Consider the following 13,975-nt stretch of genomic DNA (forward strand, 5'->3'; position numbering starts at 1 on the left):
CTTTGCAGCAGGGCTTTTGGCGATGCGCGCATGAATGGTCAAGCTTGGGGCGTTGCAACCGATCCCCCTAGGGTCGCGTTTGCTGGCTGATCGTTGCGAGCCTTTCCGGGGAGGCGAAGACCATCGCGACATCGAAGGGGCCGCCGAGGGCGGCTCGACCCGGAGGAACGACATGAAGACTCTGACCATTGGCCTTGCCGCCGCCCTGACCATGGGGACGGCCTCCGCCACCCTGGCGCAGTATGACGACAGCTACCGCCAGCAGATGCGCGACTACCGCGCCGACCAGCGGGACTATTACGCGCAGAACCGCGATTATGAGGCGCAGCGCCGCGAGTATGACCGCCGCCGCGCGGACTATGAGGCCTCTCGCGCCCGATACGACCGCCGCTATGGCTATGGCGCCTATGTCCGTCGCTATGGCGAGTTCAACTATCCGGCTCCGGCCTATGCCGCCGGGGACTACGGCGCGCCGGTATCGGCCTACTATCGTGACAATCCCTGCGAACGTCGCGGCGGCAATACGAACAAGACCGCTGGCGGCGTCATCGGCGCTCTGGCCGGTGCGGTCTTGGGCGGCAGCGTGGCCGGCAACGGGGCCAAGACTGAGGGCGCGGTGCTTGGCGGCGTCGTCGGCGCCATCGCGGGCACCGCGATCGGCAGCAACGCCGACAAGAACGCCCGCTGCGACAACACCGGCTACTACTTCGACTATAACCAGACCGTGCCGTACCGCGAGACGGCGGAGGATCGCCGCCTGAGCAACCGTCGCTACGACTATGCCTGGTCCGAGCGCAATCGTTGCCGTCTGGCGGCCGCGCCGGCGGACTGGGGCGGTCGTACGGAATACCGTTACGTTCGTGTTTGCCCGGACAGCCAAGGGCGCTATCGTATCACTGGCTAAGCTTGAATACCGCGCTCGGGAACCTCGTCGTGCCCGAGCGTCTTTATCGCTACCTGGGCCGCGTGGGGCGGCGTGAGGCGAGGGCGTCGGCTTGAGTGTTACGGGTTTTGGTCCTTTCGAGTTCGAACCATCCGCGAGCTTGGCGGACCGCAACGCATTTGACGCCGACGGCCGGGTTCGACTGGTCGACACGACCATGCTGTACGCCCCCCGCAGCGGCGGGGTGAAACGCTATCTCACCAACAAGCGCGCCTGGTTCGCAGCGCATCGCCCGGACGTTCGGCACACCCTCGTGGTCCCAGGCCCCCGACATGCCCATGACGGTGACGGGGAGGTCTCCATCTACGCAGCGCCGCTGCCATTCGGCGATGGCTATCGCTGGCCCATCGGCAAGCGCAGCTGGATGGAGCGGCTGATCCGCCAGCGTCCGGACATCATCGAGGCCGGCGACGTCTATACCCCCGGCCTGGCCGCCCTGAAGGCGGGCGACGAGCTGGGCATTCCCGTGGTCGGCTTCTGCCACACGGATCTGGGCGCGCTGGCGGCGCTGCATATCGGGGAGTGGGCCGAGAAGCCTGTTCAAAGGCGTTGGGCCGCCATCTACCGACAGTTCGCCAAGGTCGTGGCGCCGAGTCGCTTTATCGCCGGCCGCCTGATCGAGGCGGGGGTGGAGGACGCCATTTCCCTGCCGTTGGGCGTGGATGTCGACGCCTTCAATCCTCAGCGCGCCGATCGAGAGGCGCTGCGCCGGCAACTGGGCCTGTCCGCCGACACACGCTTGCTGGTCTTCGCCGGCCGTCCGGCGCGGGAAAAGCGCCTGGAGGTGCTGGTCGAGGCGGTGGAGGCGCTTGGTGATCCTTATCGCCTGCTGCTGGTCGGGGCGGGCGCCGGCGCGCCGACCTCCGACTTCATCATTCCGATGGACTATCAGAAATCGCCGGCCGAGCTGGCGCGGGTGCTGGCCTCCTGCGACGCCTTCGTCCACGCCAATGACGCCGAGCCTTTCGGCCTGATCGTGCTAGAGGCCATGGCCTGCGGCCTGCCCGTGGTCGGGGTCAACGCCGGTGGTGTCGCCGAATCCGTGGATTCAGAAGTGGGCGAACTGGCGGTGGCGTCGGAAGGCGCGGCCATGGCCGAGGCCATCGCCGCTCTGTTCGAACGCGACGTTGCGGCGGTCGGCGCGGCGGCGCGGGCGCGGGCGGTGGCCCGTCATGCGTGGTCGACGGTGTTCGAGCAGCTTTCCAGCGTCTATGGCCGCCTGACGGATCGCCCGGCCTTTGGTCAGGCGACGATGCTGAGCGCCTAGCGCGCGACCTTAAGAACTCGAAAGCGGCGGTGCGGCCCGCGCCATAGCGGTCAGAGCTCCTGGAACGGGCTCTCATGGATCGCCGGCTTCTGCTCCCCATCATGATCGGCCTCTTCGCGCCGGCCAGCGCCCTGGCTGAAGACTGGCGCTGGGCGGGGCGTTTCCTGGCGGCCAGCGAGATCGTCAACGCCAAGGGCGTGGGCCTGACGGATCGGGATCCCGGCGTGCTGCTGCGGGTGGAGCGGCGGGGCGAGGGCGCCTATGTCGGCGGGCTGATGATGACGGAGAACGGCTGGGACGATCGTGAGATCGAGGCCGAGATTCTCGCGGGAATCACGCGCTCCATCGGCCCGTATGGGATCGATGCTTCCGCCTACTACAAGTACAGCACGGGCATGTCGGCGGGGCGGGACCGCGACATGTTCGAGTACCGGCTTGATCTCACACGCCACCAGGGACGAGCTTCGGGGCGTCTGCGCCTGGACTACACGCCCGACCTGCAGGGGCGCCCCGACGCGGCCTGGTGGGTCGAAGGGCAGGGCGGCTGGCGTGTTTCAACCCGCGCCACGGTGTCAGGCGCGATCGGTCGGCGCACGCTGGCCGGCGGACGGGATTCCATTACTGGAACCTGGGCGTCAACTGGCGTCTCGCGCCGACCGTGACGGCCGATCTGCGCTGGTACGACACCGACGCCAGCGGCCTGGGCCGGAATCACCAGGCCCGGCCGGTGGCCGCCATCATCGCCAGCTTCTAGAATCGGGCGCGTTCGGCCCGTGGACGCACATCCAGTTCTGGACGATCGGGCCGGCTTCGCTGACGGCCGTGCGGCGCATCTGGCCGTCATAACGATTTACGACGATCTCGCCCGGCTGGAACGAGCCGCCCGGCGTGATGGTGAGCCGATACTCGTAGGCGCTGGTGGCCAGGCCCCCGCTGGGGCCGCCCGGCACATTGGCGAGGGTGAATCGGTTCGCGCCGGGATCCATCAGCAGGACCAGGGGCGGGTCGCCTTCCTGCATCACGCATTCCAGCTTGAACTTGGCTGGTGCGGGGGCTTCGGCCTTCTGGGCCGGTTTCTTCTCGCAGGCGGCGAGAAGGGCGAGGGGAGCGAGAAGTGCGATGGCGTAGGTGCGCATGATCGTCCGCGTTGTTGGGCCGCGGCGAATGGCCACGGTTCAGTTCGCTAAACGAGCTTTGCGGTAAGGAGTTGCCGATGATCGGCCGGACACTTGAAAGAATGGGCACTTCAAAGAAAGTGGCGCGAATGACGGGGCTCGAACCCGCGACCTCCGGCGTGACAGGCCGGCGCTCTAACCAACTGAGCTACATCCGCATTCTTTGTCCGCCGGGGCGGGAAGTGCGTCCCGCCGTGCGGCGAGGGGCGCTGTGTAGGTCTGGTCCCTTTTCGTGTCAACAGCACTTTCAACGCTTCTGTGGGTAATTTCCGAAAAGCCCGCCAGAAGGCCTTTGCGGCCAAGGATCGCGAGTATGCGAACCTTGCGTAAGGCGCGACTTTTTAAGAAGCGTTCGCAAGTGCGGCAATGCGCTTGGAACCCTGCGCGCAGGGGGCTAAAAGGCCCCGATTCCAGTAGGGCCTCCCATGAACGCCTTTCTTCTCCAGTACCTGCCGATTGTGATCTTTTTAGGGATCGCTCTCGTGCTGGGCGCCGGTTTCATTATCGCTGCGGCGCTTCTCGCCCCGAAGTCTCCGGACCCCGAAAAGCTCTCCGCGTACGAGTGCGGCTTCAACGCATTCGACGACGCGCGGATGAAGTTCGACGTCCAATTCTATCTGGTCTCGATCCTCTTCATCATCTTCGACCTGGAAGTGGCCTTCCTCTTCCCGTGGGCGGTCTCGCTCATGAAGCTGGCCCGGCCTGAGATGATCTTCGCCTTCTGGTCGATGATGACCTTTCTGGGCGTCCTGACGGTCGGCTTCATCTACGAATGGAAGAAGGGAGCCCTGGAATGGGAGTGATCCTGAACGCCGACGGCTCGCCCATGAAGGGCTCGAGCTCGCTGGTTCCCGCCCTTTCCGCCGGCCGCACCTCGGTCGAGGGTTATGACCCGAAGATCCACGACCCGTTCTTCGACGGCCTATCGGATCAACTGGCCGACAAGGGCTTCGTGACCGCGGCCCTGGACGACGTCGTCACCTGGGCGCGCACCGGCTCGCTGATGTGGATGACCTTCGGCCTGGCCTGCTGCGCCGTCGAGATGATCCAGATGTCGATGCCGCGCTATGACGTGGAGCGCTACGGCGCCGCGCCGCGCGGTTCGCCCCGCCAGTCGGACCTGATGATCGTGGCCGGCACCCTGTGCAACAAGATGGCGCCGGCCCTGCGCAAGGTCTACGACCAGATGCCGGACCCGCGCTACGTGATCAGCATGGGCTCATGCGCCAACGGCGGCGGCTACTATTACTATAGCTACAGCGTCGTGCGCGGCTGCGACCGGATCGTTCCGGTGGACGTCTACGTCCCGGGCTGCCCGCCGACCGCCGAGAGCCTGCTCTACGGCATCCTGCAGCTGCAGAAGAAAATCCGCCGCACGGGGACGATCGAGCGATGAGCGATCTGAACGCCCTGGGCGAATCCATCGTCGCCAACAGCGCCGGCGCCTTGACGTCCTTCAGCATCGCCTATGGCGAGCTGACCGTGGCCGGTCCGGCCAACCGGATCGTCGAGGCCTTGACCTTCCTGCGCGACCATCCGGACTGCCAGTTCCAGCAACTGATGGAGCTGACCGCCGTCGACTGGCCGCAGCGCGCCCAGCGCTTCGACGTGGTCTACCACCTGCTGTCGCTGACCAAGAACCATCGCATCCGCGTGAAGGTGGCCACCGACGAGGACACTCCCGTTCCGACCGTCACCGGCGTCTACACCGCCGCCGACTGGTACGAGCGCGAGGCGTTCGACATGTACGGCGTGTTCTTCGAAGGGCACCCGGACCTGCGCCGCATGCTGACGGACTACGGCTTCCACGGCCATCCGCTGCGCAAGGACTTCCCGATGACCGGGTACATGGAGCTGCGCTACGACGACGAGCTGAAGCGCGTGGTCTATGAGCCGGTGAAGATCACCGAATTCCGCAACTGGGACTTTCTGTCTCCCTGGGAGGGCGCGCAGTACGCCCTGCCGGGTGACGAGAAGGCCGAAAAGCAGGCGGGGGACCGCTGATGGCGACCGAGATCGTCGAAGCCGCCGTCGCCGCTGGCGAAGGCACGCCGGAAACCCCGGTTCGCAAGTTCACCATCAACTTCGGCCCGCAGCACCCGGCGGCGCACGGCGTGCTGCGCCTGGTGCTTGAGCTGGACGGCGAGGTCGTGGAGCGGGTCGATCCGCACATCGGCCTGCTGCACCGCGGCACCGAGAAGCTGATGGAGGCCCGCACCTACCTCCAGAACATCCCGTACATGGACCGCCTCGACTACGTGGCGCCCATGAACCAGGAACACGCCTTCTGCCTGGCGATCGAAAAGCTGCTGGGTGTGGACGTGCCGATCCGCGGCTCGCTGATCCGGGTCCTGTACTCGGAAATCGGCCGCATCCTGAACCATCTGCTGAACGTCACGACCCAGGCCATGGACGTCGGCGCGCTCACCCCGCCGCTGTGGGGCTTCGAAGAGCGCGAGAAGCTGATGGTGTTCTACGAGCGCGCTTCGGGCGCCCGTCTGCACGCCAACTACTTCCGCCCCGGCGGCGTGCGCCAGGACCTGAGCGACAGCCTGATCGACGACATCGAGGCGTGGGCCAAGGCCTTCCCCGAGAAGATCAACGACATCGACGCCCTGATCACCCCGAACCGGATTTTCAAGCAGCGCAACGTCGACATCGGCGTGGTCAGCAAGCAGGAAGCCATGGATTCGGGCTTCTCGGGCGTGATGGTCCGCGGCTCGAACATCCCGTGGGATCTGCGCCGCAACCAGCCGTACGAGTGCTACGACGACTTCGACTTCGACATCCCGCTGGGCGTGAATGGCGACTGCTATGACCGCTACCTGTGCCGGATGCAGGAGATGCGGGAGTCGCTGAAGATCATCCTTCAGTGCACGGATCGCCTGCGCAAGACGCCGGGCCCGGTGCTGACCGAGGACAACAAGATCGCGCCGCCGCGCCGTGGCGACATGAAGCGGTCGATGGAAAGCCTGATCCACCACTTCAAGCTTTTCACCGAAGGCTTCCGCACGCCGGAAGGCGAGGTCTACGCCGCCGTCGAAGCCCCCAAGGGCGAATTCGGCATCTACCTCGTCAGCGACGGCACCAACAAACCCTACAAGTGCAAGATCCGCGCGCCGGGCTTTGCGCACCTTCAAGCCATGGACTGGATGAACCGGGGTCACATGCTGGCGGACGTGTCCGCCATCCTGGGCTCGCTGGACATCGTGTTCGGGGAAGTCGACCGATGAGCGTGCGTCGCCTCGCAAAAGAACAGCCCGCCAGCTTCGCGTTCGACAAGGACACGAAGGCCAAGGCCGACTGGTGGATCGCCAAGTATCCGGAATCCCGTCGTCAGTCGGCGGTGATCCCGATCCTTTGGCTGGTGCAGAAGCAGGAAGGCTGGGTCTCCGAGCCGGCCATCCGCGCCATCGCCGAGCTGCTCGGCATGCCGGTCATCCGCGTTCTGGAAGTGGCCACCTTCTACACCATGTTCCAGCTGGAGCCGGTGGGTAAGGTCGCGTTCGTCCAGCTGTGCGGCACGACGCCCTGCATGCTGCGCGGCGCCAACGACCTGAAGAAGGTCCTGCGCGAGAAGATCGGCGAGCCGCATCACTGCTCCGCCGACGGCAAGTTCTCGTGGGAAGAGGTCGAGTGCCTCGGCGCCTGCTCGAACGCACCCATGGCCGCGATCAACGACTATTACTACGAGGACCTGACGCCGGAGACCCTGGCCAAGATCCTCGACGACTTCGCCGCCGGCAAGAAGCCGAAGCCGGGCTCCTACGTGGGCCGTGGCGCGTCGGAGCCGCATGACGCGATCAAGACCCTGACCGACCCGAAGCTGTACGACGGCTCGGCGGCTAAGAAGATCAAGATCCCGAACCTGCCCGAGAAGCCCAAGAAGGCGCCGAAGGCGAAGACCGAAGCCTGATGAACCCAGCCGCCCAGAAGAAGCGTCTGATCCTGATGGTCGCCATCAACCTAGCCTGCTTCATTGCGGCCGGGGCTGCGATCGTGGGTCACGTTTCGATGGGCGTGGGCTGGCTTCTGCCGGTGTTCGTGATCTGCATCCTGGGCGGCGTCGCGGCTCAGGTCTGGTTCCTGGTTGGCTGGGCCAAGTCCAGCTGTCCGCCGGCGGGAGGCGCGCAATGAGCGATCTCGTCCAGCGCCAGACCGAGTACGTGCAGACGCTGCGCATCCTGGGCAAGCGCGAGCGCACCCTGGGCCTGGTGGCCAGCCTGATCGGCGTCCTGATGCTGATGTGGGCGACTTATCGAGGGGAGGGGGCTCGCTCCCTTCTTGGGTTCTCCGGCGTGGGCGTGGTCGCCCTGGGCTGGGTCCTGTTTGTTTCCGTCGTGGTTCGCCGGGCGCGCTTCGTCCGTTCGAACCCCTTTCCGCAAAGCTGAGACATGGTCGGCATCCTCGAAGACAAGGACCGCATCTTCACCAACCTCTACGGCCTGCATGACTGGGGCCTTGAGGGCGCGAAGACGCGTGGTTGCTGGAACGGCGTCAAGGACATCCTGGACGCCGGCCGCGACTGGATCATCGACAACATGAAGGCCTCGGGCCTGCGTGGCCGCGGCGGCGCCGGTTTCTCGACCGGCCTGAAGTGGTCCTTCATGCCCAAGGAGCTGAAGGAAGGCCGTCCGCACTACCTGGTGGTCAATGCGGACGAGTCCGAGCCAGGCACCTGCAAGGACCGGGAGATCATGCGGCATGATCCGCATCTCCTGATCGAAGGCTGCCTGATCGCCAGCTTCGCGATGCAGGCTCACGCCTGCTACATCTACATCCGCGGCGAGTACGTGTTCGAGCGCGAGCGCCTGGAGGCGGCGATCAAGCAGGCCTACGAGGCCAAGCTGGTCGGCAAGAACAACGTTCATGGCTGGGACTTCGACATCTACGTCCACCATGGCGCGGGCGCGTACATCTGCGGCGAAGAAACCGCCCTGCTGGAAAGCCTGGAAGGCAAGAAGGGCCAGCCGCGCCTGAAGCCGCCGTTCCCGGCCGGCGCTGGCCTGTACGGCATGCCCACGACGGTGAACAACGTCGAGAGCATCGCGGTCGCCGGCACGATCCTGCGTCGCGGCGCCGGCTGGTTCTCCAGCTTCGGACGGCCGAACAACACGGGCACCAAGCTGTTCTGCGTGTCGGGTCATGTGAACCTGCCGTGCAACGTCGAAGAAGCCATGAGCATCCCCTTCCGTCAGCTGATGGAAGACCACTGCGGCGGCATCCGCGGCGGCTGGGGCAACCTGAAGGCCGTCATCCCGGGCGGCTCGTCCGTGCCGATGATCCCGGCCGAGCAGTGCGAAGACCTGCCGATGGACTTCGACGCCCTGCGCGAGCTGCGCTCGGGCCTCGGCACCGCGGCGGTCATCGTCATGGACAAGTCCACCGACCTGGTCCGCGCCATCGCGCGCCTCAGCTACTTCTACAAGCACGAGAGCTGCGGCCAGTGCACGCCGTGCCGCGAAGGCACCGGCTGGATGTGGCGGGTCATGGAACGCATGGCCACGGGTGAGGCCGACATGAAGGAGATCGATACGCTCCTCGACGTCACCACCCAGGTCGAAGGCCACACCATCTGCGCCCTGGGCGACGCCGCCGCGTGGCCGATCCAGGGCCTGTTCCGTCACTTCCGTCACGAAGTCGAGGAACGCATCACCTCTTATCGCGCCGGCCGCCCGCATGTGCAGGGCGCCACGCTGATCGCGGCGGAGTAACGGTATGCCTATCGCTAAGGTCAACGGCGCCGAGGTCGAGTTCGAACCCGGCATGACGGTTCTGCAGGTGGCGGAACTGGCGGGGGAGGAAATCCCGCGCTTCTGCTACCACGAGCGCCTGTCGATCGCCGGCAACTGCCGCATGTGCCTTGTCGAGGTGAAGCCTGGACCGCCGAAGCCGCAGGCTTCGTGCGCGCTGCCGGCCGCCGAGGGCCAGGAAATCTTCACCAAGACTCCGATGGTCAAGAAGGCCCGCGAAGGGGTGATGGAGTTCCTGCTCATCAACCACCCGCTGGATTGCCCGATCTGCGACCAGGGCGGCGAGTGCGATCTGCAGGACCAGGCCATGGGCTATGGCCGCGACGACAGCCGCTACGAAGAGAACAAGCGCGCCGTCGAAGAAAAGCAGATGGGTCCCCTGATCAAGACGATCATGACCCGCTGCATTCAATGCACCCGCTGCGTGCGCTTCGTGACGGAAGTCGCCGGCTCGCCCGAGATCGGCCTGATCTCGCGCGGTGAAGACGTTGAAATCACGACCTATCTGAACTCGGCGGTGACGTCCGAGCTCAGCGCCAACGTCATCGACCTGTGCCCGGTCGGCGCGCTCACCTCCAAGCCGTACGCCTTCGAGGCGCGGCCGTGGGAGCTGAAGAAGACCGAGAGCGTGGACGTCATGGACGCCCTGGGCTCGTCGATCCGCGTCGACAGCCGCGGCACCGCCGTGCTGCGCGTGCTGCCGCGCACCAACGACGACGTCAACGAAGAGTGGATCAGCGACAAGACGCGCTACGCCTGCGACGGCCTGCTGCGTCAGCGTCTGGACCGCCCGTATGTCCGCACCAACGGCAAGCTGGCTTCGGCCACCTGGGCCGAGGCTTTCGCCGCCGTCGCCGCCAAGCTGCAGGCGACCGCGCCGGAGCGCGTCGGCGTGATCGCCGGCGACCTGCAGGACGCCGAGTCCATGAAGGCCACGCTGGACCTGTTCCGCGCCCTGGGCGTGAAGAACACCGACAGCCGCCAGGACGGCACGGCCCTGGGCCAAGGCCCGCGCGAGAGCTGGCTGTTCAACTCGACCCTGGCCGGTATCGAGGACGCCGACGTCGTCCTGATCGTCGGCGCCAATCCGCGCATCGAGGCGCCGGTGCTGAACCAGCGCCTGCGCAAGCGCTGGATCGCCGGCAAGGTCCGCGTGGGCGTGATCGGCGAGCAGGGCGACCTGACCTACGCCTACGACTACCTGGGCGCCGGGACCAAGACCCTGGCCGGCCTGGCCAAGTCGAAGTCCGACTTCGTCACCGCCCTGAAGAACGCCGAGCGTCCCGCGATCATCGTGGGGCAGGGCGCACTGACCGGCGGCCACGGCGCTTTGTCGCTGAAGGCCCTGGCCGGCGTGGCCAAGACCTTCAAGGTCGTGCGTGACGGCTGGAACGGCTGGAACGTGCTGCACACCGCCGCCGCCCGCGTGGGTGGCCTGGACATGGGCTTCATCCCGGCCGAAGGCGGTCTGTCGACGGCTGAGATGCTGAAGCCGGGCGCGCTGGACGTGCTGTTCCTGCTGGGCGCCGACGAGTGCGAGACCAGCGCCACGGGCGCGTTCAAGATCTATCTCGGCACGCACGGCGACGCCGGCGCCCATGGCGCTGACGTCATCCTGCCGGGCGCCGCCTACACCGAGAAGGACGGCCTCTACGTCAACACCGAAGGCCGGGTCCAGATGGGCCGCCGCGCGGTGTTCCCGAAGGGCGACGCCCGCGAAGACTGGTCGATCCTGCGCGCCCTGTCGGAGCGCCTGGGCCAGAAGCTGCCTTACGACAGCCTGGACCAGCTGCGCGCCAAGCTGTTCGCCGATCATCCGACCTTCGGCCAGATCGACTACGCGCCGGGTTCGGTCGCCACGTCCTTCGACCTGTCGGGCCTCGGCTCAGACGGCGACGCCGGCGACGTGGCCCTGAAGACCACGCTGTCGACCTTCCACCTGACCAACCCGATCGCGCGCGCCAGCGTGACCATGGCCGAGTGTGCGGCCCTGGCCTCGAGCGCCGCCAAGATCGCCGCGGAGTAGAACGTGACGAACTTCTGGACCACTCCCGGCGGTTGGGCGCTCATCACCCTCGGTCAGATCCTGGCCGTGACGGTGTGGCTGCTGCTGTCCATCGCCTTCCTGCTGCTGGCCGACCGCAAGATCTGGGCCGGCGTGCAGATGCGCAAAGGCCCGAACGTGGTGGGTCCGTTCGGCCTGCTGCAGTCGTTCGCCGACCTGCTGAAGTTCGTGCTGAAGGAAGTCGTCATTCCTGGCGGCGCCGACAAGGTCGTCTTCCTGCTGGCCCCGGTGATCACCGTGGTTCTGGCCCTGATCGGCTGGGCGGTCGTGCCGCTGGCGCCGGGCTGGGTCATCGCCGACCTCAATGTCGGCATCCTGTATCTGCTGGCGATGAGCTCGCTGGGCGTCTACGGCATCATCATGGGCGGCTGGGCTTCGAACTCGAAGTACCCGTTCCTGGGCTCGCTGCGTTCGGCGGCCCAGATGGTGTCCTATGAAGTCTCCATCGGCTTCATCATCATCACCGTGCTGCTGTTCGCCGGCACCATGAACCTGCAGAAGATCGTCGAGTCCCAGGCCGGCTGGTTCTGGAACTGGTACGTCTTCGGCGGCGGCCTCAAGAACCTGCCGATGATCCTCGTCATGTTCCCGATGATGATCATGTTCTTCATCTCGGCCCTGGCCGAGACCAACCGCCCGCCGTTCGACCTTCCGGAAGCGGAATCCGAACTCGTGGCTGGTTATCAGGTCGAGTACAGCTCCACGCCGTACCTGCTGTTCATGCTGGGTGAATACGCCAACATCGTCCTGATGTGCGCCATGATCAGCATCCTGTTCTTCGGGGGCTGGCAGGCGCCGTTCCCGACGACGTTCATGGAGGGCTGGGCGCCCACCCTGGTCAGCTTCATCGGCTTTGCCTTCTTCTTCCTGAAGACCTGCTTCTGGTTCTTCATGTTCGGGATGGTGAAGGCGATCGTCCCCCGCTACCGCTACGACCAGCTGATGCGTCTGGGTTGGAAGGTCTTCCTGCCGACCTCGCTGGCCGCCGTGATCGCGGTCGCCGCCTGGCGCGTGTTCGGCCCTCAGTAATGAGAGCCGCGCTCGTCCTTCCCCTGGCCCTGGTGTGCGTCGCCTGCGCGACGACCCAGACGCCGGCCTCCTCCTACGGCCTCGGCCGAGGGGCGGTCAGTTACGACCGTCTGAAGGAGGAGGGGGCCAAGTGCGCCGCCGCCGGCGGTGCGCTGAAGCCGAAGGACGAGGGCGGAAGCCCGAACATGCTTTCGAACTACTATTGCGACATTCAGAAGCGTAAGTGAGCCGCCAATGATGCAACGTGTCGGACAAGCCCTGAAGGGCGCCGCGCTCCTCGACTTCTGGGGGGCCTTCGGCCTCGCCATGCGCTACATGATGGCGCCGAAGAAGACCGTGCTCTATCCGAACGAGCGCAACCCGCAGTCGCCGCGTTTCCGTGGCGAACACGCCCTGCGCCGCTATCCGAGCGGTGAAGAGCGCTGCATCGCCTGCAAGCTGTGCGAAGCCATCTGCCCGGCCCAGGCCATCACCATCGAGGCCGAACCGCGCGCCGACGGCAGCCGCCGCACGACCCGTTACGACATCGACATGGTGAAGTGCATCTACTGCGGCCTGTGCCAGGAGGCCTGCCCGGTGGACGCCATCGTCGAGGGGCCGAATATCGAGTTCGCCGTGGAGACCCGCGAAGAGCTCTACTACGACAAGGAAAAGCTGCTCGACAACGGCGACCGTTGGGAGCGGCTGATCGCGAAGAATCTGGAACTGGACGCGCCCTACCGATAAGAACGGGCGCGATTCCGCTGGCCTTTCGGGACACCCCGGCGGGCCGATTTGTTTGGAATTAAAGGGGAGCACTGGGGCCTATGGCCTTACAGGCGATCGCATTCTACCTGTTGGCGACGGTAACCGTCGGCGCGGCCTTGTTGGTCGTGTCCGCGAAGAATCCCGTCCACTCCGTGCTGTTCCTGATCACCGCCTTCTTCTCGGCGGCGGGACTGTTTGTTCTGCTGGGAGCCGAGTTCCTGGCGATGCTGCTCATCGTCGTCTACGTCGGCGCGGTGGCGGTGCTGTTCCTCTTCGTCGTGATGATGCTCGACGTCGATTTCGCAGCCCTCAGACAGGGCTTCGCGCAGTACCTGCCCATCGGCGCGTTGATCGCCGGCGTCTTGACCATCGAGATGATCATGGTCGCGGTGTCTGTGGCGACGAAGGGGGCCGCGTCCAAGAACGCCACGCCGCAGACCTTCACCGACACGGTGAGCAACACCGAGATGATCGGTCGCGTGCTCTACACCGACTACGTCTACTTCTTCCAGGTCGCGGGCCTGGTGCTGCTGGTCGCCATGATCGGTGCCATCGTCCTGACCCTGCGCCACAAGCCAGGCGTGAAGCGCCAGGACATCGCCGCTCAGGTCGCTCGTAACGAGAAGACGGGCATGCGCATCGTCCAGATCAAGTCGGGCTCGGCCCTGGACCAAGAGGGGCTTTCGGAATGATCGGCCTGCCGCACTACCTGACGGTCGCCGCGATCCTGTTCACCATCGGGGTCTTCGGGATCTTCGTGAACCGCAAGAACATCATCGTCATCCTGATGTCGATCGAGCTGATCCTGCTGGCCGTGAACATCAACCTGGTGGCTTTCTCGGCCTTCCTGCACGACGTGACGGGGCAGATCTTCGCCATGTTCGTGTTGACCGTCGCCGCGGCCGAAGCCGCCGTCGGCTTGGCCATCCTCGTCACCTTCTTCCGTAACCGCGGCGACATCGCCGTGGACGACGCGTCCATGATGAAGGGCTGATC

At 65.7% G+C, this 13,975-nt stretch carries 17 protein-coding genes, 1 tRNA gene and 1 pseudogene; 17 read left to right on the forward strand and 2 right to left on the reverse strand.

All coding sequences use genetic code 11. The features are described from left to right. Positions 1-172: 172 nt before the first annotated feature. The 3 genes and pseudogenes from ABOZ73_RS18780 to ABOZ73_RS18790 all read left to right on the forward strand — a co-directional run bounded on the left by ABOZ73_RS18780 (position 173) and on the right by ABOZ73_RS18790 (position 2,872). The gene (locus ABOZ73_RS18780; RefSeq protein WP_369059620.1) at positions 173-904 is read left to right on the forward strand and encodes a hypothetical protein; all 732 of its coding nucleotides are present in this window, start codon (positions 173-175) and stop codon (positions 902-904) included. Between the two features lie 175 nt (positions 905-1,079). After that, positions 1,080-2,210 (forward strand): annotated as a pseudogene (locus tag ABOZ73_RS18785) (glycosyltransferase); the annotation flags it as partial. A gap of 74 nt (positions 2,211-2,284) precedes the next feature. Then, the gene (locus ABOZ73_RS18790; RefSeq protein ID WP_369059621.1) at positions 2,285-2,872 is read left to right on the forward strand and encodes a hypothetical protein; all 588 of its coding nucleotides are present in this window, start codon (positions 2,285-2,287) and stop codon (positions 2,870-2,872) included. A gap of 75 nt (positions 2,873-2,947) precedes the next feature. Here the strand turns inward: ABOZ73_RS18790 and ABOZ73_RS18795 are convergent, their stop codons facing one another. Further along, positions 2,948-3,346 (reverse strand): hypothetical protein, encoded by a 399-nt coding sequence (locus ABOZ73_RS18795; protein ID WP_369059622.1) that lies wholly within the window; start codon positions 3,344-3,346, stop codon positions 2,948-2,950. Between the two features lie 120 nt (positions 3,347-3,466). Further along, positions 3,467-3,543 (reverse strand) — tRNA-Asp (locus ABOZ73_RS18800). Positions 3,544-3,810: 267 nt separating this feature from the next. Here ABOZ73_RS18800 and ABOZ73_RS18805 point away from each other — a divergent pair. The 14 genes from ABOZ73_RS18805 (at position 3,811) to nuoK (ending at position 13,973) form a co-directional block, all read left to right on the forward strand. Beyond that, positions 3,811-4,188: an NADH-quinone oxidoreductase subunit A gene (locus tag ABOZ73_RS18805; RefSeq protein ID WP_369059623.1), complete on the forward strand. Its 378-nt coding sequence runs from the start codon at positions 3,811-3,813 to the stop codon at positions 4,186-4,188. Next, complete coding sequence (locus tag ABOZ73_RS18810; protein ID WP_369059624.1) at positions 4,158-4,781, forward strand: NADH-quinone oxidoreductase subunit B family protein; 624 nt, start codon at positions 4,158-4,160, stop codon at positions 4,779-4,781. Before ABOZ73_RS18805 ends, ABOZ73_RS18810 begins: the two co-directional genes overlap by 31 nt. Then, positions 4,778-5,389, forward strand: coding sequence for an NADH-quinone oxidoreductase subunit C (locus ABOZ73_RS18815; protein ID WP_369059625.1), 612 nt, complete (start codon positions 4,778-4,780; stop codon positions 5,387-5,389). Before ABOZ73_RS18810 ends, ABOZ73_RS18815 begins: the two co-directional genes overlap by 4 nt. Beyond that, positions 5,389-6,618, forward strand: coding sequence for an NADH-quinone oxidoreductase subunit D (locus tag ABOZ73_RS18820; RefSeq protein ID WP_369059626.1), 1,230 nt, complete (start codon positions 5,389-5,391; stop codon positions 6,616-6,618). Before ABOZ73_RS18815 ends, ABOZ73_RS18820 begins: the two co-directional genes overlap by 1 nt. After that, on the forward strand, positions 6,615-7,301 hold the full coding sequence (gene nuoE / locus ABOZ73_RS18825; RefSeq protein WP_369059627.1) for an NADH-quinone oxidoreductase subunit NuoE: 687 nt from the start codon (positions 6,615-6,617) through the stop codon (positions 7,299-7,301). The genes ABOZ73_RS18820 and nuoE overlap by 4 nt, the downstream gene beginning before the upstream one ends. Beyond that, a complete protein-coding gene (locus ABOZ73_RS18830; protein WP_369059628.1) occupies positions 7,301-7,522 on the forward strand; it encodes a hypothetical protein in 222 nt (73 codons plus the stop codon). Before nuoE ends, ABOZ73_RS18830 begins: the two co-directional genes overlap by 1 nt. Continuing rightward, entirely contained in the window at positions 7,519-7,776 is a 258-nt protein-coding gene (locus tag ABOZ73_RS18835) for a hypothetical protein (protein WP_369059629.1), read from the forward strand. The genes ABOZ73_RS18830 and ABOZ73_RS18835 overlap by 4 nt, the downstream gene beginning before the upstream one ends. A 3-nt stretch (positions 7,777-7,779) precedes the next feature. Then, positions 7,780-9,099 (forward strand): NADH-quinone oxidoreductase subunit NuoF, encoded by a 1,320-nt coding sequence (nuoF, locus tag ABOZ73_RS18840; RefSeq protein WP_369059630.1) that lies wholly within the window; start codon positions 7,780-7,782, stop codon positions 9,097-9,099. Between the two features lie 4 nt (positions 9,100-9,103). Further along, complete coding sequence (nuoG, locus tag ABOZ73_RS18845; RefSeq protein WP_369059631.1) at positions 9,104-11,164, forward strand: NADH-quinone oxidoreductase subunit NuoG; 2,061 nt, start codon at positions 9,104-9,106, stop codon at positions 11,162-11,164. A gap of 3 nt (positions 11,165-11,167) precedes the next feature. Continuing rightward, complete coding sequence (gene nuoH, locus ABOZ73_RS18850) at positions 11,168-12,232, forward strand: NADH-quinone oxidoreductase subunit NuoH (protein WP_369059632.1); 1,065 nt, start codon at positions 11,168-11,170, stop codon at positions 12,230-12,232. Beyond that, entirely contained in the window at positions 12,232-12,459 is a 228-nt protein-coding gene (locus ABOZ73_RS18855; RefSeq protein ID WP_369059633.1) for a hypothetical protein, read from the forward strand. The genes nuoH and ABOZ73_RS18855 overlap by 1 nt, the downstream gene beginning before the upstream one ends. Before the next feature lie 7 nt (positions 12,460-12,466). Then, positions 12,467-12,958, forward strand: a complete 492-nt coding sequence (nuoI, locus tag ABOZ73_RS18860; protein ID WP_269713440.1) for an NADH-quinone oxidoreductase subunit NuoI — start codon at positions 12,467-12,469, stop codon at positions 12,956-12,958. A gap of 80 nt (positions 12,959-13,038) precedes the next feature. After that, on the forward strand, positions 13,039-13,671 hold the full coding sequence (locus ABOZ73_RS18865) for an NADH-quinone oxidoreductase subunit J (RefSeq protein WP_369059634.1): 633 nt from the start codon (positions 13,039-13,041) through the stop codon (positions 13,669-13,671). Continuing rightward, the gene (nuoK, locus tag ABOZ73_RS18870; protein ID WP_277786328.1) at positions 13,668-13,973 is read left to right on the forward strand and encodes an NADH-quinone oxidoreductase subunit NuoK; all 306 of its coding nucleotides are present in this window, start codon (positions 13,668-13,670) and stop codon (positions 13,971-13,973) included. Before ABOZ73_RS18865 ends, nuoK begins: the two co-directional genes overlap by 4 nt. Positions 13,974-13,975 lie beyond the last annotated feature (2 nt).

The sequence above is a fragment of the Caulobacter sp. 73W genome (assembly GCF_041021955.1).
Taxonomy (GTDB): domain Bacteria; phylum Pseudomonadota; class Alphaproteobacteria; order Caulobacterales; family Caulobacteraceae; genus Caulobacter.